Genomic DNA, 22,739 nt, shown 5'->3' with positions numbered 1-22,739 from the left:
GATCCTGTCGAAGGATCCGCCCGATTCGTGTTCGAGGAGGTGGCCGGCTCAGACGCCGAAGTCGGCCTTCACCTGCTGGGTGCGCTTGTGCTCGACGAAGAAGGACAGGAACGGGATGGTGCCCGCCAGGAGCGTCCACACCGTCCGGGCGATCGGCCAGCGCACCTTGATCGACAGGTCGAAGGTGAGGACCAGGTACACCGCGTACACCCAGCCGTGCACGATCGCGATCCAGGCCGGCACGTTCTCGACACCGATGATGTACTTGGCGACCATCTCACCGGTGAGGATCAGCAGCCAGATACCGGTCGCGTAGGCGAGCACGCGGTAACGCAGCAGAGCGGACCGGATCTTCTTCCGGTCGGCGTCACTGACGACGCGCGGCGTGGTGGCCTGGCCGGACGCCTGCTCGGGGGTCGTGCTCACTGAGCGCTCCTATCGGACCTGCGCGCGAGTTGCGCGAGGTACTCGTTGTACTCGTTGATCTGTTGTGCGTCGGGATCCGCGGCCTCCTGCTCGCGTGCCTCGGCGAGCGTGCGCGGACGGGTGGGAAGAAGATCCTCGGGGATCTCGGTGGGCTCGTCCGGCTCGGACGGGCGTCGTCCGCCGGTGCTCTCGGCTTCCTGCTCCTCGGCCTCGAGGCGGACGAAGCGCCGGTATGCGTAGACGCAGAAGAAGGCGAAGGCGGGCCACTGGAGGGCGTAGCCGAGATTCTGGTAGGTGCCGCCGACCGCTTCGAACCGGACCCACTGCCAGTAACCGAGGCCGAGGCATCCGGCCGCGGCCACCAGAACCAGGATGATCAGGGCCAACCGGCGGGGAGGGCGATGCTCGGACACGCCCTCGACGGTACCCGAACGGTGCACCGACCTGCCAAGACCGGTCGGTGCACCGTGGGTGAGGTCACGTGGTGCGCGAGGGGGGACTCGAACCCCCACGTCCTATGGACACTGCGTCCTAAGCGCAGCGCGTCTGCCGTTCCGCCACTCGCGCGTCACGGACACAATACGTCACGAGGACGGCTCTTCCCTACGGAAGGTGAAGCGGCGCCGCCCGGCCCAGGTCGGTGTCTGGGTGTGGCAGTTGGGGCACAGAAACCGGACGTTGTCGGGTCTCGAATCGTTGGGATTTCCGTCGATGTGGTCGACGTGGAAGACCAACGGCCGGCCGTACCAATATGGCTCCGTGCCGCAACCTTCGCATTCGTGTGGGCGACCGGACTCGACGAGAGCCCGACGCAGCAGATGAGGTTTGGTTCGTGGCGAGCCTGCCGGTGTCTCGACCAGGATCGTGGTCCAGTGCCGCTTCACCACAGGTCCACCCTGAACGGGAGGGCGGCCGGTGAAGTGGGACGTATCGATACCGAGTGCCCTGATCCTGCGGGTCAGATGCGTGTGATGTCCTCCGTTGGGTTTGAGACCGAAGTACCGCATGACGTCGGCGAAGTTGACGCAGCTGCGAACTGCCTCTTCGAGCATCTCCTTCGTGTACTTGACCGGTCGCGTCACCGTGCCCCCGCTTCCACCTCGATGCTCGACTCGGCTGGAGCCGCGTCGAGAGCTCGGATCGGTCGGTTGTGTCGGATCCTCCTGCCCCAGGTGGGTGTCTGGCTGTGGCAGTTGGGGCACAGGAAGCGGAGGTTCTCCGGACGGGAATCGTTCGGATTGCCGTCGATGTGGTCGACGTGCAGTGCGAGCGGCGATTTCTGCCATTCCGGACCGGTGCCGCAGTTCTCGCACCTGTGCGACCGCCCGAATTCGATGAGCGCTCGTCTGAGGCGGGCAGCTTCTCTGCGGTTGGAGCCGGCCGGTGAGACCGTGAGCACCTCCGACCAGTGCAGGCGGTTCCGAGGCGGTATCCCCTTCTGGTGGGCCATACCCCGGAAGTGGGACGTGTCGATTCCGTAGAGCTTGATTCGTCGGCTGATGTTGGCATGGTTGCCGCCGTCTTCCCGTAATCCGAATTGCCTCAACACGCCCGCGACGCTGGTCGCCTTCGCGACCGCCTCCTCGAGAACCTCCCGCGTGTACTTCACCCTTCTCCCCACCGTGCCCCCTATCGAATATTTGTTCGATTCGCTCGAAAAGCTATCGCGGGGCACCGACACTTTTTCGATCTTGCGATGCACGATCCGCGACGCCCGTCAATAGGTAACGATTTGATAACGAAAAACGTGAGGGATTCCTCGGGTTCATGGACGTCCACGCATCGGCGCAGCCAGGAGTGATTCGGGTTACCGACCAGTTACTTTCGAGCGGGCATGTGAGGGAAATCACTGGTGGGGGAGGTGCTGGGCAAACTGCGCGAAACAAAACATGAGGAACCCCTCATGATTTTGTGCGAACCTGGGCGTGCCCGAACAGCGGACCACTAGTCCAGCAGCACACCGGCGCGCAGCGCTGACATACGAAGCCTCGACGCCGGGGTGTTCAGGAGAGGAACCACACGCGTGACGATCGACGAGACCACACCAGGCGACAACGGACGGAACTCGAAGGCATCACGACGCACCACCGATCGGTCCACGGCAGCCGCTCCGGCCCGTGCCCTGGTCGACAAGCTCCTCGCGGGTGAGCCCTACGCGCTCGCATTCGGCGGCCAGGGTGCCCCCTGGCTCACCTCGCTCGAGGAGCTCAGCCGCGACAACGGACTCGAACCGGTCCTCACCGACCTGGTCAACCGCGCCACCGCGCACCTCGCCCCGGTCGCGAGCGACCTCGTCGTGGTCCGCCCGACGGGCTTCGACCCCGTCGCGTGGATCCTCGAGGCCGAACTCGCCGACGAGGACGACGCGCCCGCCGGCCCCTCCGAGGCAGCTCTCACCTCTGCCGCCGTGTCGCTTCCCGGCGTCTTCCTCACCCAGGTCGCCGCGCTGCGCGCGCTCGCGAACCAGGGCCTCGACGTCGACTCCGTCGCGCCGAGCGCGGTCATCGGCCACTCGCAGGGCGTCCTCGCCGTCGAGTCCGTCGCCGCCGCCGGCCGCAAGGACGCCGAGATCCTCGCCATCGCTCAGCTCATCGGTGCCGCCGCGACCCTCGTCGGTCGCCGCCGCGGCCTGATCTCCGGCGCCGGCAAGTACCCGATGCTCGCCGTCGCCAACGTCGACCCCGAGCGCCTGCGCGCGATCGTCGCGGAGGTCTTCGAGGGCCAGGATCCCGAGCGCAGCGCCGTCGTCGCCATCCGTAACGCCCGTCGTCGTGTCGTGCTGTCGGGCCCGCCCGCCGCCCTCGAGCGCGTGCAGCAGCGCTGCGAGCAGATCTCCGCCGCGGAGACCCGCGAGCGCGAGGCCAAGAAGCGCGGTGGCGCCGTGTTCTCCCCGACCTTCGAGCCCGTCGCGGCCGAGGTCGGCTTCCATCACCCCGCCTTCGCGGACGCCGTGGACCAGGTCGCCGACTGGGCCGCCCGTTGCGAGCTCGACGCCGAGCTCGCGCGCAGCCTGGCGCAGGCCATCCTCGTCTCCCCGATCGACTGGGTCGAGCAGGTCGACTCCGCCGTCGCGTCCGGCGCCTCGTGGATCCTCGACCTCGGTCCGGGCGAGCTCCTCACCCGCATGACCAGCTCGGGCCTGCGTGGTCAGGGCGTCGGCATCATCGCCGCCGCGACCCGCGGCGGTCAGCGCAACCTCCTCACCCCGGGCGCCGAGCCCGAGGTTCCGCGTGCCTGGTCGGAGTTCGCTCCGAAGCCGGTCGCGCTGCCCGACGGCCGCATCGCCGTCGAGACGGCCTTCACCCGCCTGACGGGCCGCTCGCCGATCCTGCTCGCGGGCATGACCCCCACGACCGTCGATCCGAAGATCGTCGCCGCGGCCGCGAACGCCGGACACTGGGCCGAGCTCGCCGGTGGCGGCCAGGTCACCGAGCAGATCTTCGCCGACCACGTCGCCGAGCTCACCGAGCTGCTGGAGCCGGGTCGCGCCGTCCAGTTCAACTCGATGTTCCTGGACCCCTACCTGTGGAAGCTGCACGTCGGCGGCAAGCGCCTCGTGCCCAAGGCCCGCGCGGCGGGTGCGCCCTTCGACGGTGTCGTCGTCACCGCCGGTATCCCGGAGCTCGACGAGGCCGTGCAGATCATCTCCGACCTGCGTGAGGCAGGCATCGAGCACGTCGCCTTCAAGCCGGGCACGGTCGCGCAGATCCGTTCGGTGATCCGCATCGCCAACGAGGTCCCGGACTACCCGGTCATCGCCCACATCGAGGGCGGCCGCGCCGGTGGTCACCACTCGTGGGAGGACCTCGACGACCTGCTCCTCGACACCTACGCCGAGCTGCGTACGCGCCCGAACCTGGTGCTGTGCGTCGGTGGTGGCATCGGTACGCCGGAGAAGGCGGCCGAGTACCTGACCGGTCGCTGGTCGACCGTCTACGGCTTCCCGGCCATGCCGCTCGACGGCATCCTCGTCGGCACCGCCGCGATGGCGACCCTCGAGGCCACGACGGCTCCCGAGGTCAAGCAGCTTCTCGCCGACACTCCCGGCACCCCCGACTGGGTCGCCGCCGGCACCGCAACCGGTGGTATGGCCTCCGGCCGCAGCCAGCTCGGTGCCGACATCCACGAGATCGACAACGCCGCATCGCGCACGGGTCGCCTGCTCGACGAGGTCGCCGGTGACGCCGACGCCGTGGCAGCACGCCGCGACGAGATCATCGAGGCCCTGAACGGAACGGCGAAGCCGTACTTCGGTGACCTCGACACCATGACCTACCTGCAGTGGCTCGAGCGCTACCTCGAGTTGGCCGTCGGCGCGGACAACGGTGCCGAGTTCGATTGCGGCACCGATCTCGCGGACGTCCTCGCCGAGGCGCACACCAGCCCGTGGCTGGACGTGTCGTGGCGTGAGCGTTTCCGCGACATGCTGCAGCGCGCCGAAGCCCGTCTGCACCCCGTCTGCCGGGGCCCGATCCCGACGCTGTTCGACGACGACGCGGTGCTCGAGCGCCCGTACGCCGCGATCAAGTCGCTGCTCGCGCAGTACCCCGACGCGGGCGACGTCGTGCTGCACCCCGCCGACGTGCCGTTCTTCGTGTCGCTGTGCCGCACGCCCGGCAAGCCCGTGAACTTCGTTCCGGTCGTCGACCAGGACGTGCGTCGCTGGTGGCGTTCGGATTCGCTGTGGCAGGCCCACGATCCGCGGTACTCCGCCGACCAGGTCTGCGTCATCCCCGGCACCGTCGCCGTCGCCGGCATCACCCGCGTCGACGAGCCGGTCGGTGAACTCCTCGACCGCTTCGAGAAGGCCACGGCCGACGAGCTCGTCGCCGAGGGAGCGGAGCCCGTCGAGCTTCCCGCGCGTCGCCACCGCGACATCGCGCCGGGTCTGCTCGACGCCGTGCTGTCCTCGCCCGACGTCTCGTGGGCGGGTCGCCAGACCCGCAACCCGATCCACCGTCTCGGTGATCTGGACGAGTGGACCGTCGAGTCGGAGACCGCTGCCTCGCACGCCCCGACGGGTGCGACCCTGACGATCCTCGACGACGAGCACGTCGGCCTGCGGGTTCCGCTGGTGCGCGACAAGGCCGTCGAGATCCGCCTGACCGTGCCCGCCTCGGTCGTCTCCGGTGGCGCGCCCGTCGTCACCGAGGCCGACGCCGATGCGTCGATGTCCGCTCTGCTCGGTGTCGCCGCCGGTCAGGAACTGCCCGAGGTCAAGAAGGGCGCTGCCCGTATCACACTGGGCTGGCTCCCGGAGAAGATCGCCGACCACGCCGGTGTCACCGGTTCGGGTCTGCCCGCGACCCTGACGCCGAGCGGCAACGGTGTGCCCGATGTGCTCGTCGGTGCCTGCTGGCCGGCCGTCTTCGCCGCGCTCGGCGCCGCCCGCACCGAGACCGATCTCTCGGTCATCGAGGGCATGCTCGACCTGGTTCACCTGGACCACGCGATCGACGTCAAGAACGGTCTGCCCACCGATCCGGCCTTCCTGGGCGTCAAGGCCGAGGTCACCGGTGTCTCCGACACCGACCTGGGTCGCGTCGTCGAGGTCGACGTGGTCATCACCGCCGACAGCGGTGACGGCTCGGGCGACCGCGTGGTCGCCACCCTGGCCGAGCGGTTCGCGATCCGCGGCCGCACCGGCACCGCCGATCTCGCCGATCCGGTCCGCGCCGGTGGCGCTCTCACCGAGGCCGTCACCGACACCCCGCGTCGTCGCCGCCGTGACGCCGTGATCGTCGCGCCGACCGACATGAGCGCCTTCGCGAAGGTCTCCGGCGACCACAACCCGATCCACACCTCCGACAATGCCGCGCTGCTCGCCGGTCTCGGAAGCCCGATCGTCCACGGCATGTGGCTGTCGGCCGCGGCCCAGCAGGTCGTCACCGCGATCGAGCAGGACGCGAAGCTGCCGGTCCGTCGCCTGACGGCGTGGACCACCCGCTTCCTGGGCATGGTCCGTCCGGGCGCGAAGATCGACGTGCGCGTCGACCGCATCGCAACCGACGGTGGAGCCGAGGTCGTCGAGGTCGGCTGCCGCGTCGACGGTGATCTGGTGATGGTCGCGACCGGCCGTATCGCCGCGCCGAAGACCGTCTACGCCTTCCCGGGTCAGGGCATCCAGCGTCCCGGCATGGGCCTCGACGCCCGTGCCCGCTCGAAGGCCGCCCGCGAGATCTGGGAGCGCGCCGACAAGCACACCCGCGAGGCGCTCGGCTTCTCGATCCTGGCCGTGGTCCGCGACAACCCGACGGTTCTCAAGGCCCGCGGTGTCACTCACAAGCACCCCGACGGCGTGCTGCACCTGACCCAGTTCACGCAGGTCGCGATGGCGACCCTCGGTGTCGCGCAGATCGCCGAGCTCAAGGAGGCGGGCGCGTTCGTCGACGACGCCTTCCTGGCCGGTCACTCGGTGGGTGAGTACAACGCGCTCGCCGCGGTCGCCGGTGTGCTGCCGCTCGAGGCCGTCCTCGAGGTGGTCTTCCAGCGCGGCTCCGCGATGCACGCCCTCGTGCCGCGCGACGAGCACGGCCGCTCGAACTACCGCATGGCCGCGATCCGGCCGTCGCAGTTCGGTGTGGACGATGCGGACCTGCAGGCCTTCGTCGCCGGTGTCGCCGAGGAGACCGGGGAATTCCTGGAGATCGTCAACCTCAACCTGCGCGGATCGCAGTACGCGATCGCCGGTACGGTCGCCGGCCTCGAAGCCCTCGAGTCCGTGATCGAGCGCAAGGTCGCCGAGTTCGGTGGCAAGCGCGCGTTCATCCTGGTTCCGGGCATCGACGTGCCGTTCCACTCGACCGTGCTGCGCGGCGGTGTCGACGACTTCCGCGAGCGCCTGCTCGCCCTGCTGCCGCAGGAGATCGACCCGAACATCCTCATCGGCCGGTACATCCCGAACCTCGTACCCAGGCCGTTCAACCTGGGTCGCGAGTTCATCCAGGAGATCGCCGACCTGGTGCCGTCGCAGCCGCTCGCCGATGTCCTCGCGGACTTCGACAGCTGGTCGGCCAAGCCGGTCGAGCTCACCCGCGTGGTGCTCGCCGAGCTGCTGGCCTGGCAGTTCGCGTCGCCGGTGCGCTGGATCGAGACGCAGGACCTGCTGTTCGCCGACGAGGCCGACGGTGGTCTCGGTGTCGAGCGGTTCGTCGAGGTCGGCCTCGGTGGCGCGCCCACCGTCGCGAACCTCGCGTCGCAGACGCTGAAGCTGCCCGGCCGTTTCGGTCAGCCCGTCGAGGTGCTCAACATCGAGCGTGAGGCGTCGATCGTGTACTCGACCGACACCGATCCCGCTCCGGTCGAGGACGACGAGCCGGCCGCACCGGCCGCCGAGGCTGCTCCCGCCGCTGCTGCGGCCCCGGCGCCTGCCGCGGCTCCCGCTGCGCCGGCCGGTGGACCGACCCCGGACGACATCGCGTTCAAGGCCGCCGACGCCACCAAGGTGCTCATCGCCCTGTGGACGAAGCTGCGCCCGGACCAGATCGGCCCCGCCGACACCATCGAGGCGCTGTGCGACGGCGTGTCCTCGCGCCGCAATCAGCTCCTCGTCGACCTCGGTTCCGAGCTCTCGCTCGGCGCGATCGACGGTGCCGCCGACGCCGACATGGGTGCCCTCGCCGGCACGGTCGACCGTCTCGCCCGCACCTACCGCCCCTTCGGCCCGGTGCTGTCGGACTCGATCAACGACCATCTGCGCAAGGTGTTCGGTCCGTCGGGCAAGCGTCCCGCCTACATCGCCGACCGCGTCACCAAGGTGTGGGGTCTCGGTGAGGGCTGGGCGTCGCACGTCACCGCCGAAGCTGCTCTCGGTAGCCGCGACGGTTCGTCCGTCCGCGGTGGTGACCTGGGCGGCCTGACCGACGGTGCCCTCGCGGACGCCGCTTCGGTCGACAAGCTGATCGACGCCGCCGTGCAGTCGGTGGCCTCGCGTCGCGGAATCGCCGTGTCGATGCCGTCCGCCGGTGGCGGCGGGGGAGCGACGGTCGACGCCGCTGCCCTCGGCGAGTTCGCCGAGCAGATCACCGGTCGCGACGGGGTGCTCGCCGGCGCCGCCCGCCTCGTGCTCGAGCAGCTCGGCCACACCGAGCAGGTCTCGGGTCTGGCCGACAAGGCCGACGACGAACTCGTCGACCTGGTCTCCGCGGAGCTCGGCTCCGACTGGCCGCGTCTGGTCGCTCCGGCATTCGACGAGCGCAAGGCCGTCCTGATCGACGACCGCTGGGCCACCGCCCGTGAGGACCTGGCCCGTGTCTGGCTCGGGGAAGGGGCGAGCGGAGCGACGGGGGATTCGAACGGCTTCGACGTCGAGCGCTTCACCGGTGCGGGTCGGACCGTGGCTGCGCACGCCGAGTTCTGGGGCCGCAAGGCCATCGAGGCCGGTCGTACGGAGCTCGCGCAGACCTACGCCGCGATCGCCGAGACCGCCGTCGTCACCGAGGGTGCCGAGTACGCGGACGAGGTCGCCGTGGTCACCGGTGCCAGCAAGGGTGGTATCGGCGCAGCCGTCGCCGCGAAGCTGCTCGCCGGCGGTGCGACGGTCGTCGTCACCACCTCCTCGCTGAACGACAGCCGTCTGGGCTTCTACAAGGAGCTGTACGCACGCAACGCTCGCGCCGGTGCCGCACTGTGGGTGGTTCCCGCGAACATGGCGTCCTACAGCGACGTCGACGCCCTGATCGAGTGGATCGGCACCGAGACCGTCGAGGTCGCCGGTGGCGCCAAGAAGCTGATCAAGGACGCGCTCACCCCGACGCTGCTCTTCCCGTTCGCCGCGCCGCGCGTGGCGGGCTCGCTCGCCGACGCCGGTGCGCGCGCCGAGATGGAGATGCGGGTGCTGCTGTGGTCGGTCGAGCGACTGATCGCCGGACTGTCGCAGATCGGGTACGACCGCGACGTCGACACCCACCTGCACGTCGTGCTGCCCGGTTCGCCGAACCGCGGCAAGTTCGGTGGCGACGGTGCCTACGGTGAGGCCAAGGCCGCACTCGACGCGATCATCAACCGCTGGAGCGCCGAGCGCACCTGGGCCGAGCGCGTCACCCTCGCCCACGCTCTCATCGGCTGGGTGCGTGGCACGGGTCTGATGGGCGGCAACGACCCGCTGGTCGAGGCCGTCGAGGCTGCTGGTGTCCGCACCTGGTCGACCGACGAGATGGCCGGCGAGCTGCTGAAGCTGGTCGGACCGGAGGCCACGCGTCTCGCCGCCGAGGCTCCGCTCGTCGCGGACCTCACCGGCGGACTGTCCGAGGTGGACGTCGACCTGCCGGCGCTCGCGAAGCAGGCACAGGACGCGGCCGACGCCGTCGAGGCGGACGAGGACGACACCGCGACCATCGCGGCGCTGCCCGAGCCTCCGCGCGCCGAGGCGCTGCCGACCCCCGAGTGGGGCCCGGTCACCGCCGACCTCGCCGACACGGTCGTCATCGTCGGTGCCGGTGAGCTCGGCCCCTACGGCTCCGCTCGCACCCGCTTCGAGATGGAGGTCGACGAGGAACTGTCGGCCGCCGGTGTGCTCGAGCTCGCCTGGGTCACGGGCCTGATCGGCTGGGAGAACGATCCCAAGCCGGGCTTCTACGACACCGAGACCGGTGAACTGGTGCCCGAGGCGGAGATCGCCGACCGCTACCACGACGCGGTGGTCGAGCGTTGCGGCATCCGCCGCTACGGCGACGACGGCGCGATGATCGACAACACGGCTCCGTTGCTCACCTCGGTCTTCCTCGACAAGGACCTGTCCTTCGTCGTCGGTTCCGAGGCCGAGGCCCGCGCGTTCGTCGACTCCGATCCGGAGAACACGGTCGCGTCGGTCGACGCCGAGTCGGGCGACTGGACGGTCACCCGCAAGGCCGGCACCGAGATCCGCGTGCCGCGCAAGGCGAAGCTGACCCGCACGGTCGGCGGCCAGATCCCGACCGGCTTCGACGTCACCAAGTGGGGCATCCCCGCCGACATGGCGGACTCGGTGGACCGGGTGGGTCTGTGGAACATCGTCAGCACGGTCGACGCCTTCCTCACCGGTGGCTTCACCCCGTCCGAGCTGCTCCGCTGGGTGCACCCGTCGATGGTCGCCAACACGCAGGGCACCGGCATGGGTGGCATGTCCTCGATGCGGTCGCTGTACATCGACACGCTGCTCGGCGAGTCGCGGGCGAACGACATCCTGCAGGAGGCCCTGCCGAACGTCATCGCCGCGCACGTCGTCCAGTCGTACGTCGGTGGCTACGGCGCGATGGTGCACCCGGTCGCGGCCTGCGCCACGGCTGCGGTCTCCGTCGAGGAGGGCGTGGACAAGATCAAGCTCGGCAAGGCCGATCTGGTCGTCGCCGGTGGCTTCGACGATCTCGGTATCGAGGGCATCGTCGGCTTCGGTGACATGTCCGCGACCGCCAAGTCGGAGGACATGCAGGCCAAGGGCATCAGCGATCGTCGCTTCTCCCGCGCCAACGACCGTCGTCGCGGTGGCTTCGTCGAGTCGGCCGGTGGCGGCACGATCCTGCTCGCCCGCGGCGATGTCGCGCTCGAGATGGGCCTGCCGGTGCTCGGTGTGGTCGCCTGGGCCGGATCGTTCGCCGACGGTGTGCACACCTCGATCCCGGCGCCCGGCATCGGTGCGCTCGGTGCGGGTCGCGGTGGACGCGAGTCGGGTCTGGCGAAGGAACTGCGCAAGCTCGGTCTCACGGCCGACGACATCGCGGTGATCTCCAAGCACGACACCTCGACCGCTGCGAACGACCCGAACGAGGCCGAGCTGCACGAGCGTCTGGCCGCCGCGCTGGGCCGCAGCGAGGGCAACCCGATGTTCGTGGTCTCGCAGAAGTCGCTGACCGGTCACGCCAAGGGCGGCGCCGCCGCCTTCCAGCTGATCGGCCTGTGCCAGGTCCTCGCGCAGGGTGTGGTTCCGCCGAACCGCAGCCTCGACTGTGTCGACGAGAAGATGGCGGAGTTCGAGCACCTCGTGTGGCCGCGTACCCCGATCCGGTTCGGCGAGCAGCTTCCGCTCAAGGCGGGTCTGCTCACGAGCCTCGGTTTCGGGCACGTGTCGGGTCTGATCGCGGTGGTCCACCCGCAGGCGTTCGTCGAGGCGATCCCGGCCGAGCGCCGGGAGGCCTACCTGGCCAAGGCTGCCGAGCGCACCGTGGCCGGCAAGCGTCGCCTGGTGGACGCGATGACCGGTGGAGCGTCGCTCTACCAGCGGCCCGCGGATCGTCGCCTCGGCGGCGACAGCGTGCCGGCACCGGCCTCGCGTCAGCTCGAGGCGGACGTGCTGCTCTCGCCGGAGGCCCGCCTCGGTGAGGACGACGTGTACCGCTCCGGTCTGCCCGGCTGCAAGTAGGCGCGGGTCTCGGGATGGGAGTTGCGGGTGTCGGGTTCGACCTCGTGTCGGTGCCGGAGTTCGCGGAGCAGCTGAGTCGGACGGGAACGACGATGCTGGCGAACTTCACACCGGGTGAGCGTCGCGACGCGAACACCCGCAGCTCCGATCCCGCCCGTCACTTCGCCGCCCGGTGGGCGGCGAAGGAGGCGGTGATCAAGGCGTGGTCGGCGTCGCTGTTCGGCAGTCCACCGGTGTTACCGGAGACGATCCATCAGCAGATCGAAGTGGTCTCGGACGCGTGGGGTCGCCCGAGCATCCGGTTGCACCGGCAGGTCGCCGAGAAGCTGACCGGCGTCCGGATCCATGTGTCGTTGACCCACGACGGTGACATGGCCGGCGCGTTCGTCGTCCTCGACGAGGACGACCGGCGTACGTAGATGTGGGGACTCAGGCCGAGGGAGCGCGAGCTTCCTCGGCCTGATCCGTTTCGGTGTCCTGCCGGTCGGCCTGTTCGCGTGCGGATTCCTCACGTTCCTCGCGGCGCTTGCGTCGCTTGGCCTGGGCGCGTGAGTCCTGTTCGGCGATCTGCAGATAGGCGACCATGATGCGCTTGAGCTCGACGACGGCGTCGGCGTGGGTCTGGTCGTCCTGTACCGAGAAGTTGAGCATCGAGTACACGATGTGGACGAGCACCTCGGCCATGAGCTTGCGGCGCGGCCGCGGGGTGTCCGGGGTGAGCGGCGCGAGCATCCGCGCGACCTGCTCGGCGAACTCGCGTTCGTGGATGGCACCGGTGGCCCGGGTGGACGGGGTGGACTGCATCGCGAGCCACACCTCGCGGCGTGACGGATCGGTGGTCCACAGTCCGGCGAGGTGGTCGACGAAGCTGTTGAGGAAGCGCAACCAGTCGACGGACGGGATCTTGCCGTTGAACTGGGCGAGTTCGCTCTGGACGCCGACGAGGTCCTGACGGTTGAGCTCGCACACGATCACGTATTTGTTGGCGAAGAACTGGTAGAGCGTGCCGATGGGGACGTCGGCGCGGGACGCGACCTCCTCACAGGTGAACGACTCGAAGCCGACCTCGGTGAGCAGTTCACGCGAGGCGGCCAACAGGGCGTCGAACTTGCGGCGGCTCCGCTCCTGGGTGGGCCGCCGACGCGGCACGAGCTCCTGGGGCTCGGCCTGAACCTCGAGCGCCGGATCGATCCGGCGCGGGGCGCGGCGGCCGTTCGTTGCTGACTCCACGCGCCCAGGCTAGCCGGACGTCCGTCCTTTCCCGAATACTTGTTGTGAGTCCGAGTGTCACAAACCGGGCAGCCACAGGTCACCGTGCGGTTCGCTGCAGAACAGTGCGGGGGCAGCGACCGGGCCGATCGCGGCCGGGGCAGTATGGCACGAGCAGGACCACCGTTTCGGTCTCGAACGACTGCCGGACCGAATCGACGTATTCATCCGACGTGCGGAGGACGGATCATGACAGCGACAGACACCGACGCGACGCAGCGCATCCGTGAGCGGATCCGGGAGGCGATGCCCGCCGCGCGCGACGACCTCGCGCGGCTCGTCGCGTTCCGTTCCGTCGCGGATCCGCGCCAGTTCCCGGTGGAGGAATGCGTCGGTGCGGCGAACTGGGTGCGGGATGCCTTCGCCGAGGCGGGAATCGAGAACGTCGAGACGATCGAGACCGCCGACGGCTCCCTCGCGGTGCTGGGTCACACACCCGCCCCCGAGGGCGCCCCGACGGTTCTGCTCTACAGCCACTACGACGTTCAGCCGCCCGGCGACGAATCGCTCTGGCACAGCGAACCCTTCATGCTCACCGAACGGGACGGTCGCTGGTACGGCCGCGGCGCCGCCGACTGCAAGGGCAACGTCGTCATGCACCTGCTCGCGCTGCGCGCGCTGCGTGTGGACGGCCCGCTGCCCGTCGGTGTCCGCATCGTCATCGAGGGTTCGGAGGAGATGGGTGGCGCCGGCCTCGACCACCTCGTCGCCGAACGACCCGAGCTGTTCGACGCCGATCTCATCGTCATCGGCGACAGCGGCAATGCCGAGGTCGGCCGGCCCACCCTCACCACGACGCTGCGGGGCATCGCGAACGTCGACGTCCACATCGAGACGCTGAAGGGCGAGATCCACTCCGGGATGTACGGGGGAGCGGCACCCGACGCGCTGGCCGCGCTGATCCATCTGCTCGGCACCCTGCGCGACGAGCACGGCAACACCGTCGTCGATGGACTGGACTGCACCGCCACCTGGGACGGTGTCCCGTATCCCGAGGACCGTTTCCGCACCGACGCGGGTGTGCTCGACGGTGTCTCGCTGCCCACCTCCGGCACCGTCGCCGACGCGGTGTGGGCGCGACCGGCACTGACCGTCCTCGGTATCGACGCCCCGCCCGTGGTCGGATCGGCCGCGGCGGTCGTGCCGCGCGCGTCCGCGCGCCTGAACCTGCGCGTGCCGCCCGGCATCGACGCCCGCACCGCCCAGGACGCGCTCGTCGCCCACCTCGAGACGCACGTGCCGTGGGGCGCGCGCCTGCGCATCGACCGCGACGTCCTCGGCGAGCCCTTCCGGGCGGCGACGGACGGTCCCGGTTACGCCGCGCTGCGCGCCGCGCTCGAGACCGCCTACGGCCGGGAGGTCGGGACGGCCGGTCAGGGCGGCTCGATCCCGCTGTGCACCGCGCTGCAACGCGCCGTGCCGCGGGCCGAGATCGCCCTGATCGGCGTCGAGGAACCGCGCTGTGTCATCCACGCGCCGAACGAGAGTGTCGATCCCACCGAGATCGAGAATCTCGCCGTGGCCGAGGCGTTGCTGCTGACCTCGCTGGCGCCGCGGTAACGCTGCCGGCCGAGCCGCCGGGCGTCAGACGGACAGGTCGCGGCGCAGCTTCGCCACGTGCCCGGTCGCGCGGACGTTGTACTGCGCGACCTCGACCTTCCCGTCCTCGTCGACGAGGAAGGTCGAGCGGATGACGCCGGTGACGGTCTTGCCGTACATCTTCTTCTCGCCGAAGGCACCCCACGCCTGGAGGGTGGTCTTCTCGGGATCCGACAGCAGCGGGAAGGTGAGCTGCTCGGCGTCGCGGAACTTCGCGAGCTTGGCCGGCTTGTCGGGCGAGATGCCGATCACATCGAGACCCGCCTCGTTCAGCTCGGCGAGACTGTCGCGGAAATCGCACGCCTGCTTCGTGCATCCCGGGGTGCTCGCGGCGGGGTAGAAGTACACGATGACCTTGCGTCCGCGATAGTCCGACAGCGACACCTCGTTGCCGTCGGCATCGGGAAGGGTGAAATCAGGTGCGGGATCGCCGGGGGCGAGTCTGCTGTTCTCGGTCATGAAGGCGACAGTAGTGGACCGTGCAGCCATTCCCGGTGCGCGTCCATTACCGTGGTCGCAGCACACTGCAGCGACCTTCTGGAGGACACGTGGCTAGGGACACCGAGGACATCGAGCGGGAGATCGAGAAGGCCCGCAATCAGCTCGCGAGCACACTCGACGAACTGAGTGTCCGCGCCAACCCGAAGAATCTCATGGAGAGCACGAAGCAGACCCTCATCGCGAAGGTGAACCAGCCGCAGGTGAAGAAGTACGCAGCGATCGCGGCCGGCACGGTCGTCGGGTTGCTGGTGCTGCGCAGGATCCTGCGCTGACCCGTCCGCTCCACCGCTTCACAGGACACCCACGCCGACCCGGCGTGGGTGTTCCTCGTTCCGGGACCGTCGCGAACGACGAAGGCCGGACACCGTTTCCGGTGTCCGGCCTTCGTGTTGTGCGCCATCAGGGACTCGAACCCCGAACCCGCTGATTAAGAGTCAGCTGCTCTGCCAATTGAGCTAATGGCGCGTGGCGATGTGTCTCCCGGTCGTCGTCCCGACGATGCGGAGGACGGGGTCACCGCCAGAACGAAGGCCGGACACTGGGTGTCCGGCCTTCGTGTTGTGCGCCATCAGGGACTCGAACCCCGAACCCGCTGATTAAGAGTCAGCTGCTCTGCCAATTGAGCTAATGGCGCTTGACGATCTGTTCCCGGGATGCCGTCCCAGCAACGAAGAGAACATTACACACCGTCGCGCGACGCGCCAAATCGCCTGGTCAGAATGTTTTCTGTAAGGTTGTGGATGTAACGGATCGGACGGTCGGAGCGATTGTCATTCGAACGTTACCGACGTACGGGGGAGTCGCGTCGGGTCGGCCGCAAGAGGGGCTGGCATCATCGTGTTCGGTGTTGTGACGTGCGTTTTCGGTGCCTTGGGGGAGGCGGGATCGGAGTATGGAAGTGACGGAGTCGAGTGCGGGGAACCCCCGGGGTCGTCGGGTACGGGGAATCCTCGGAGTGGTCGTCGTCGGCGTTGTTGCGTTCGTCACGGGATGCGCCGGAGGTTCGGGAACGGGCGCCGAGGAGGTGCCGATCGATTCCAATCCCGTGGCCGCGCTGATCAAGCCGACGGTGTCGTCGAGTGTGGCCGACGCCTCGGTCGGCTTCTCGCCGATCGATCCGGTGACGGTCTCGGTCGTCAACGGCAAGCTCGACTCGGTGACCCTGCTCAACCCGGCGGGCGAACCGGTGCAGGGCGAACTCGCCGCCGACGGACTCACCTGGGTGAACACCGAACCGCTCGGGTACAACCGCTCCTACACGCTCGAGACCGTCGCGTACGGACTCGGCGGCGCGACCACGTCGACGGCGTCGTTCACGACCTCGTCGCCGGCCAACCTCACCCAGCCCTACGTGCTGCCCGGTGAGGGTTCGATCGTGGGCATCGGTCAGCCGATCGCCGTGCAGTTCGACGAGAACATTCCGGATCGGCTCGCGGCCGAGGCGGCCATCACCGTCACCACGAACCCGCCCGTCGAGGGCGCCTTCTACTGGGTCAACAACCGCGAGGTGCGGTGGCGGCCGGAGAACTACTGGGTGCCCGGCACCGCCATCACCGTCGACGTGAACGTCTACGGCAAGGATCTCGGCGACGGCCTCTTCGGCCAGTCCGACGTCCACTCGTCCTTCACCATCGGCGACGCGGTGGTCATCACCGCGGACGACGTGACCAAGCAGGTCACCGTCAACCGCAACGGGGTCGACGTGATCACGATGCCGACCTCCTTCGGCAAGGACTCCTCGCCCACGCCCAACGGCGTCTACATCATCGGCGACCGGTTCGAGAACATGATCATGGACTCGTCCACCTACGGGGTTCCCGCCGACTCGGCGCAGGGTTACCGCACCCCGGTGGAATGGGCGACGCGGATGTCCTACAGCGGCATCTTCTTCCACTCCGCACCGTGGTCGCTCGGCGACCAGGGTGTGCGCAACGTCAGCCACGGCTGCCTGAACCTCAGCCCCGCCAACGCCAAGTGGATCTTCGACAACACCAAGCGCGGCGACATCGTCGTGGTCCGCAACACCGTGGGCGGTACTCTCCCCGGAACGGACGGACTCGGTGACTGGAACATCCCGTGGTCGACGTGGAAGGCCGGCAACGCTGCGGCGTGACGGGTGAAGGGGGATCGATGGCCGTTCGGGGGAGATGGTTGCGTGCTGCCTGCTGCGGTGCCGTGCTGCTCGCGGCCCTGACACCGACCGGGGCTGCGGCTTCGCCGGTGGGGCCGTCCGCGCCGGCGCCGGGTTCGGTGGTCTCGCAACAGCCGCTGCCCGACGAACTGTCGGTGCCCGGTGCTGCCACGGCCACCAAGCTCGAATACTCCACCGAGTGGCGGTCCGGTGAGCCGACCCTCGCCACGGGCGCGTTGTTCCTGCCCGAGGGCGACGCCCCCGAGGGTGGCTGGCCCGTCATCGCGTGGGCACACGGCACGACCGGCGTGGGCGACGACTGCGCACTCACGACCCGCACGCCGCGTTCCGATCTCGAGCGGACCTATCTGCAGCACTGGCTCGATTCCGGGTACGCCGTCGTCTCCGCCGATTTCCCGGGTCTGGGCTCCGAGGGGCTCCACCGCTATCTCGACGGCCCCAGCGCCGCGAACAGCATCGTCGACATCGTCCGGGCCGCCCGCGACGGCGGGGCACCGCTGTCGGAGCGCTGGATCGTGATGGGGCAGTCGCAGGGAGGGCACGCAGCGCTGCACACTGCCGCGATCGCGACCTCCCGCGCTCCCGAACTCGACTTCCGCGGAACGGTCGCCACGGGCGCCCCGGCGAACCTCGAGCGGGCCTTCACGATCGGTGTCCCGGGCTTCCCCGATCCGGGCCTGTGGGGGCTGGTCAGCTTCAGCGGATACATCTTCGCCGGGTTGCGCGACGCCTACCCCGAGGCCGACGTCGAGGGCTACCTGACCCCGGTCGGCCGCGAGGTCGTCGATCGGGCCGAAGAGCTCTGCTACGACGATCTCGAGGAGTCGGTGCGCGACATCCCGGTCGGGGACCTGCTCGCGCGCCCGCTGGCCGAGGGCCAGATGCCGGCGCTGCTGGCCGACTATCTCGCCGCCCCGACGGACGGCTACGACCGGCCGGTCTTCCTCGCCCACGGAATCCACGACGTGATGGTCCCGTTGCCGCTGTCCGCGGCGCTCGCCGCCGACATGAAGGCCGCAGGGGCGGACGTCGACTACCGCGTCTACATGGCCGGGCACTACACGACGGTGGAGCGCTCCCGGGCCGACGTCGACGCCTTCGTGACGCGCTCGGTCGAATAGACCGGCCTTCGCGCCCCGAACCGGGCCGTGCGCGCGCTGCAGCAGCGGCGAACCCCGGTTCGGCGCGCGAGGAGCCCTGCGCGTGAGGAACCGCCGGGCGTGAGGATCCGACAGGAACGAGAAAACCCCCGATCGGAAATCCGATCGGGGGCTCTCTTCGGGGTGAGTGACGGGACTCGAACCCGCGACAGCCAGGATCACAACCTGGTGCTCTACCAACTGAACTACACTCACCATCGCATCCGCCGGCAACCTCTCGGTCGCTTGCGCCTGCGGTACAGATACTAGCCTGACGAAGTCGAAAAAGACGAATCGGCTGGTCAGGCCGGTCCCAGGTCCTTCACGACGGCCGCGAGGTCGGCAGGCGTGGGGCCGGGAGGCGCCACGAACGCCGTGCGCCGGTAATAGCGCAGTTCGCGGATCGACTCCTTGATGTCCGCGAGCGCCCGGTGCGACAGCCCCTTCTCCGGCTGACCGAAGTAGATGCGCGGATACCAGCGCCGGCACAGCTCCTTGATCGAGCTGACGTCCACCATCCGGTAGTGCAGATAGTTGTCGAGCTCGGGCATGTCGCGGGTGATGAACGCGCGGTCGGTCGCGATGGAGTTGCCGGCCAGCGGGGCCGTACCCGCCTCGGGGACGTGCTCGCGGATGTACGCGAGGACCTGCTTCTCCGCTTCGGCGAGGCTGACCGTCGAGCGGCGCACCTCTTCGGTCAGGCCGGATCGCTCGTGCATCTGCTGCACGACCTCCGGCATGTCGGCGAGGGCGTCGTCATCGGCGTGGATCACGATGTCCACGCCCTCGCCGAGCACGTTGAGATCACTGTCGGTGACCAGAGCCGCGATCTCGATCAGTTTGTCGCTGCCGAGACGCAGCCCCGTCATCTCACAGTCGATCCATACGAGTTTGTCCTGCACGACAGACAGACTATCGACCGGAGCCGCACCCACGAGGCGCGGCGTCGACGGTCCGGGACGAAACGGGCACCGTCACGCCTTCACGGAGACGGTGCGCGACGCGGCCGGACGGGCGGGACGACGTGCCGCCGGGGTGTGCTGACGGTCGAGGGTCCGCCCCTCCGAGGTCACTTCCGGGGCGGTGAACCGCCCCTCTGCGGTCACTTCAGGCGCGGTGAAATCGTGTCGAAGGAAGGACTCGGGGGAGTCGTCGAGGATCTCCATCCACGGTGCCGGCAGCGGCGGAGCGACGGTGCCGGTGAGCGTCGAGGGGTAGCTGTTGTTGCGGTAGCCCATGATGTCGCGCTTCTTGTCCTGCTTCCACTGCTTGAACACCTCGCCCTGGCGTTCGACGTGGAACTCGGGGTAGTCGGTGCGGTCGACGAGATCGCGGATGTAGGCGGCCTGGAAGTCGATGTCCTCCACCGGCGACGACAGCTTCTCCTCGCGTGCCCGCCAGTGGTCGATGTCCTGCTCGCGCATGTCGAAGTCGGGCAGGTCGACGCGGCCGAGCATGAAGTCGCGTGCGTACCAGGCCTGCGCGTCGAACATGTTGAACGTGAAGTACTGGTCCTGCGCGCCGAGGTACATCAGCTTCGGGTTGCGCTGGAAGAAGATGCCCTTGTAGATGTCGCGCGGGTAGAGCCGGTTGCTGGTGCGCAGTGCGAGTTCGTCGGGCAGGAACGGGTAGTGGTGCTTGTATCCCGTGCACAGCACGATGGCGTCGACCTCGCGGGTGCTGCCGTCGCGGAAGTGGGCGACCTTGCCGTCGACGTGGGTGAGCAACGGCACCTCGGAGAACTGCTCGGGCCAGTCGTGACCCATCGGTGCGCTGCGGTAGCTGAAGGTGACCTGTTCGGCGCCGTACTTGATGCACTGCGTTCCGATGTCCTCGGCCGAGTAGCTGCTGCCGACGAGCAGCAGTCGCTTGCCGGTGAACTCGCGGGCGTCGCGGAAGTCATGGGCGTGCAGCACGCGTCCCGGGAACCGGTCGAGGCCGTCGAAGTGGGGGACGTGCGGGGTGGAGAAGTGTCCGGTGGCGACGACGACGTAGTCGAACTCGTCGGACTCCAGCGCACCCCGGTCGTGGTCCATCACCGTCACGGTGAACTTCTGCGTCTCGTCGGACCACTCGACCCACCGCACCGCGGTGTTGAACCGGATGTACTTGCGCACGTCGCTCTTCTCGACGCGACCCATGATGTAGTCGAGCAGGACGGCGCGCGGCGGGTACGACGGGATGGGGCGCCCGAAGTGCTCCTCGAAAGAGTAGTCGGCGAACTCGAGGCATTCCTTCGGGCCGTTGGACCACAGGTAGCGGTACATGCTCCCGTGGACGGGCTCACCGTGCTCGTCGAGTCCCGTGCGCCAGGTGTAGTTCCACATTCCTCCCCAGTCGGGCTGCTTCTCGTAGCAGACGATGTCGGGGATCTGCTCCAGACCGGCCTTTCGGGCTGCTTCGAAAGCGCGCAGCTGTGCGAGTCCACTGGGACCTGCTCCGAGAATGGCGATCTTGGGCGTCAATGTGTTTCTCCTGTGTTCGTGGAATATGTCGCGTAGTTCGTTGCTAGCACACGTCGTTGTTTTTGCGAACGATCCTTGCGTCGTCGACGGCACGGATTCTCGCGGAGAAAGTGCAGGTCAACGCGGTTCGCTGAGCGGGAAACCTCCCCGCTGCTGTTGTGAGGGGAATCACTGTAATGCGACAATTCTGGCACCCGATAAGAATGGTCCTTCCGTGGGTTCGGCGGCCCGGTACCGTCGCGGTGGGCGAGGTCGAGGCCGGAGGGGGCGAGCATGACCGACAAGCCGGAGATCACCGCCGCGACCATCGCGGCCGGGTACGAGGTGATCGGCGAGGCGCTGGAACTGGGCACGGTGGTGCTCGACGGCGTCGCCGATCCCGACGCGCCGGTGCGCATCCCGCTCGCCACGCTCAATCGTCACGCGCTGGTCGCCGGTGCGACCGGCACGGGCAAGACCAAGACGCTGCAGGTCATGGCCGAACAACTGTCGGCGGCGGGGGTGCCGGTGGTGATGGCCGACGTGAAGTCCGACCTGTCGGGTCTGTCGGCCGCCGGCGAGCCGGACGATGCGGTGCTCACCCGCGCGGCCGACACCGGTGACGAGGACTGGACGCCCACGGGACATCCCGTGGCCTTCTACTCGCTCGGCACCGAGGGGGTCGGTATCCCCGTCCGCGCCACCGTCACCTCGTTCGGGCCGATCCTGCTGTCGAAGGTGCTGGGGCTCAACGCCACTCAAGAGTCCACCCTAGGCCTGATCTTCCACTGGGCCGATCGCAACGGCCTGCCGCTGCTCGATCTCGCCGACCTGCGGCAGGTGATCCGGCACCTGACGAGCGACGAAGGGCGCGACGCACTCGACGATCTCGGTGCCGTGTCGCCCGCGACCGCGGGCGTCATCCTCCGTGCGGTCGTCAACCTCGAGAACGCGGGCGGGGAGGGATTCTTCGGCGAACCCGAACTGGAGGTCGAGGACCTGCTGCGGGTGATCGACGGTCAGGGCACGATCAACCTGTTCGAGTTCGGCGCCGAGGCCACCCGGCCGACGCTGTTCTCGACGTTCCTGATGTGGTTGCTCGCCGACCTGTTCCAGTCGTTACCGGAGGTCGGCGACGTCGACAAGCCGCGGCTCGTGTTCTTCTTCGACGAGGCGCATCTGCTCTTCACCGATGCATCGAAGGCGTTCCTGCAGCAGATCGAACAGACAGTGAAGCTCATCCGGTCCAAGGGCGTCGGCGTGGTCTTCTGCACGCAGTCGCCCACGGATATGCCCCGGAGCGTGCTGTCTCAGCTCGGAGCGCGGATCCAGCACGCGCTGCGCGCCTTCACACCCGAGGACGAAGCCGCACTGTCGAAGGTCGTGCGCACCTTCCCGAAGACCGACGCCTACGACCTCGCCGACGCACTGACCGGCCTGGGAACCGGTGAGGCGATCGTGACGGTCCTGTCCGAACTGGGTGCGCCCACTCCCGTCGCCTGGACGCGGCTGCGACCGCCGCATTCGCTGATGGGCACGGTGGGGGAGTGCGCGATGCGTGCGTCGGCGCAGGCGAACCCGCTCTACGGCAAATACGGCCGCACCATCGACCGGGAATCGGCCTACGAGAAGCTCACCGCGTCGGTGGTCGGGGCGACCGACGTCGAACCGGTCCCGGACGTGTCGTCGCAGGCACCGGACGATGCCGGGGCATCGGTCGTAGAGCAGGTGCTCGGCAGTGCGGCTGTGCGCAGCTTCATCCGTTCGGCGGCGTCCGCGGCCGGCCGGGAGATCGGCCGGAGCCTCTTCGGCACGGGACGCCGCCGAAGGCGGTGAAGTGTTGCTGCCGCCGAAGGCGGTGAAATGGTGCTGCG

15 protein-coding genes and 4 tRNA genes are annotated in these 22,739 nt (G+C 68.8%); 7 read left to right on the top strand and 12 right to left on the bottom strand.

What is annotated here, in order from left to right:
• Positions 1 to 48 precede the first annotated feature (48 nt).
• From B9C99_RS07390 to B9C99_RS07370, 5 genes are all read right to left on the bottom strand, one after another.
• Entirely contained in the window at positions 49 to 426 is a 378-nt protein-coding gene (locus B9C99_RS07390) for a DUF3817 domain-containing protein (RefSeq protein ID WP_016934294.1), read from the bottom strand.
• Positions 423 to 839, bottom strand: a complete 417-nt coding sequence (locus B9C99_RS07385; protein WP_024100522.1) for a hypothetical protein — start codon at positions 837 to 839, stop codon at positions 423 to 425. Before B9C99_RS07385 ends, B9C99_RS07390 begins: the two co-directional genes overlap by 4 nt.
• Before the next feature lie 69 nt (positions 840 to 908).
• Positions 909 to 993 (bottom strand) — tRNA-Leu (locus B9C99_RS07380).
• A 17-nt stretch (positions 994 to 1,010) separates the two neighbouring features.
• Entirely contained in the window at positions 1,011 to 1,508 is a 498-nt protein-coding gene (locus B9C99_RS07375) for an HNH endonuclease (RefSeq protein WP_088897415.1), read from the bottom strand.
• Complete coding sequence (locus B9C99_RS07370; protein WP_088897414.1) at positions 1,505 to 2,035, bottom strand: HNH endonuclease signature motif containing protein; 531 nt, start codon at positions 2,033 to 2,035, stop codon at positions 1,505 to 1,507. The genes B9C99_RS07375 and B9C99_RS07370 overlap by 4 nt, the downstream gene beginning before the upstream one ends.
• Positions 2,036 to 2,449: 414 nt before the next feature.
• Between B9C99_RS07370 and B9C99_RS07365 the strand changes: the two genes are divergently transcribed.
• Positions 2,450 to 11,761, top strand: a complete 9,312-nt coding sequence (locus B9C99_RS07365) for a type I polyketide synthase (protein ID WP_088897413.1) — start codon at positions 2,450 to 2,452, stop codon at positions 11,759 to 11,761.
• A 14-nt stretch (positions 11,762 to 11,775) separates the two neighbouring features.
• Positions 11,776 to 12,180: a holo-ACP synthase gene (locus tag B9C99_RS07360; RefSeq protein ID WP_016694405.1), complete on the top strand. Its 405-nt coding sequence runs from the start codon at positions 11,776 to 11,778 to the stop codon at positions 12,178 to 12,180.
• 10 nt (positions 12,181 to 12,190) lie between these two features.
• On the opposite strand, the gene B9C99_RS07355 is transcribed toward B9C99_RS07360, so the two are convergent.
• Entirely contained in the window at positions 12,191 to 12,991 is an 801-nt protein-coding gene (locus B9C99_RS07355) for a TetR family transcriptional regulator (protein WP_016694406.1), read from the bottom strand.
• 228 nt (positions 12,992 to 13,219) lie between these two features.
• Between B9C99_RS07355 and B9C99_RS07350 the strand changes: the two genes are divergently transcribed.
• Positions 13,220 to 14,590, top strand: a complete 1,371-nt coding sequence (locus B9C99_RS07350; RefSeq protein ID WP_088897412.1) for a dipeptidase — start codon at positions 13,220 to 13,222, stop codon at positions 14,588 to 14,590.
• A 24-nt stretch (positions 14,591 to 14,614) separates the two neighbouring features.
• On the opposite strand, the gene bcp is transcribed toward B9C99_RS07350, so the two are convergent.
• Positions 14,615 to 15,088 (bottom strand): thioredoxin-dependent thiol peroxidase, encoded by a 474-nt coding sequence (bcp, locus tag B9C99_RS07345; protein WP_016694409.1) that lies wholly within the window; start codon positions 15,086 to 15,088, stop codon positions 14,615 to 14,617.
• Between the two features lie 89 nt (positions 15,089 to 15,177).
• On the opposite strand from bcp, the gene B9C99_RS07340 reads away from it, so the two are divergent.
• Positions 15,178 to 15,402 carry a DUF3618 domain-containing protein gene (locus tag B9C99_RS07340; RefSeq protein WP_016694410.1) on the top strand — a complete coding sequence of 75 codons (225 nt, stop codon included), beginning with the start codon at positions 15,178 to 15,180 and terminating at the stop codon, positions 15,400 to 15,402.
• A gap of 120 nt (positions 15,403 to 15,522) precedes the next feature.
• Here B9C99_RS07340 and B9C99_RS07335 read toward each other — a convergent pair.
• A tRNA-Lys gene (locus B9C99_RS07335) sits at positions 15,523 to 15,595 on the bottom strand.
• 96 nt (positions 15,596 to 15,691) lie between these two features.
• Positions 15,692 to 15,764, bottom strand: a tRNA-Lys gene (locus tag B9C99_RS07330).
• A gap of 321 nt (positions 15,765 to 16,085) precedes the next feature.
• Between B9C99_RS07330 and B9C99_RS07325 the strand changes: the two genes are divergently transcribed.
• Together B9C99_RS07325 and B9C99_RS07320 are read left to right on the top strand one after the other, a co-directional pair.
• A complete protein-coding gene (locus B9C99_RS07325) occupies positions 16,086 to 17,243 on the top strand; it encodes an Ig-like domain-containing protein (RefSeq protein WP_088897411.1) in 1,158 nt (385 codons plus the stop codon).
• A gap of 17 nt (positions 17,244 to 17,260) precedes the next feature.
• Positions 17,261 to 18,403 carry a lipase family protein gene (locus B9C99_RS07320; RefSeq protein WP_253250007.1) on the top strand — a complete coding sequence of 381 codons (1,143 nt, stop codon included), beginning with the start codon at positions 17,261 to 17,263 and terminating at the stop codon, positions 18,401 to 18,403.
• Between the two features lie 161 nt (positions 18,404 to 18,564).
• Here B9C99_RS07320 and B9C99_RS07315 read toward each other — a convergent pair.
• From B9C99_RS07315 to B9C99_RS07305, 3 genes are all read right to left on the bottom strand, one after another.
• Positions 18,565 to 18,637: transfer RNA gene (locus B9C99_RS07315), tRNA-His, on the bottom strand.
• Positions 18,638 to 18,723: 86 nt separating this feature from the next.
• Positions 18,724 to 19,323: an oligoribonuclease gene (orn, locus tag B9C99_RS07310; protein ID WP_016694413.1), complete on the bottom strand. Its 600-nt coding sequence runs from the start codon at positions 19,321 to 19,323 to the stop codon at positions 18,724 to 18,726.
• 72 nt (positions 19,324 to 19,395) lie between these two features.
• A complete protein-coding gene (locus B9C99_RS07305) occupies positions 19,396 to 20,886 on the bottom strand; it encodes an NAD(P)/FAD-dependent oxidoreductase (protein WP_088897409.1) in 1,491 nt (496 codons plus the stop codon).
• Positions 20,887 to 21,159: 273 nt separating this feature from the next.
• Between B9C99_RS07305 and B9C99_RS07300 the strand changes: the two genes are divergently transcribed.
• The gene (locus tag B9C99_RS07300; RefSeq protein ID WP_088897408.1) at positions 21,160 to 22,701 is read left to right on the top strand and encodes a helicase HerA-like domain-containing protein; all 1,542 of its coding nucleotides are present in this window, start codon (positions 21,160 to 21,162) and stop codon (positions 22,699 to 22,701) included.
• The last annotated feature ends 38 nt before the right edge of the window (positions 22,702 to 22,739 follow it).

It is taken from the genome of Rhodococcus sp. BUPNP1, assembly GCF_002215235.1.
Classification (GTDB): domain Bacteria; phylum Actinomycetota; class Actinomycetes; order Mycobacteriales; family Mycobacteriaceae; genus Rhodococcus.
Note: the sequence above shows the minus strand (reverse complement) of the source record. Positions and strands in the feature narration are given on the sequence as shown.

Bases quoted from the DNA above. Each gene is read 5' to 3' on its own strand.
- B9C99_RS07360 (WP_016694405.1), top strand. From the start codon at position 11,776: ATGGGAGTTGCGGGTGTCGGGTTCGACCTCGTGTCGGTGCCGGAGTTC.
- B9C99_RS07350 (WP_088897412.1), top strand. From the start codon at position 13,220: ATGACAGCGACAGACACCGACGCGACGCAGCGCATCCGTGAGCGGATC.
- bcp (WP_016694409.1), bottom strand. From the start codon at position 15,088: ATGACCGAGAACAGCAGACTCGCCCCCGGCGATCCCGCACCTGATTTC.
- B9C99_RS07320 (WP_253250007.1), top strand. From the start codon at position 17,261: ATGGCCGTTCGGGGGAGATGGTTGCGTGCTGCCTGCTGCGGTGCCGTG.
- B9C99_RS07300 (WP_088897408.1), top strand. From the start codon at position 21,160: ATGACCGACAAGCCGGAGATCACCGCCGCGACCATCGCGGCCGGGTAC.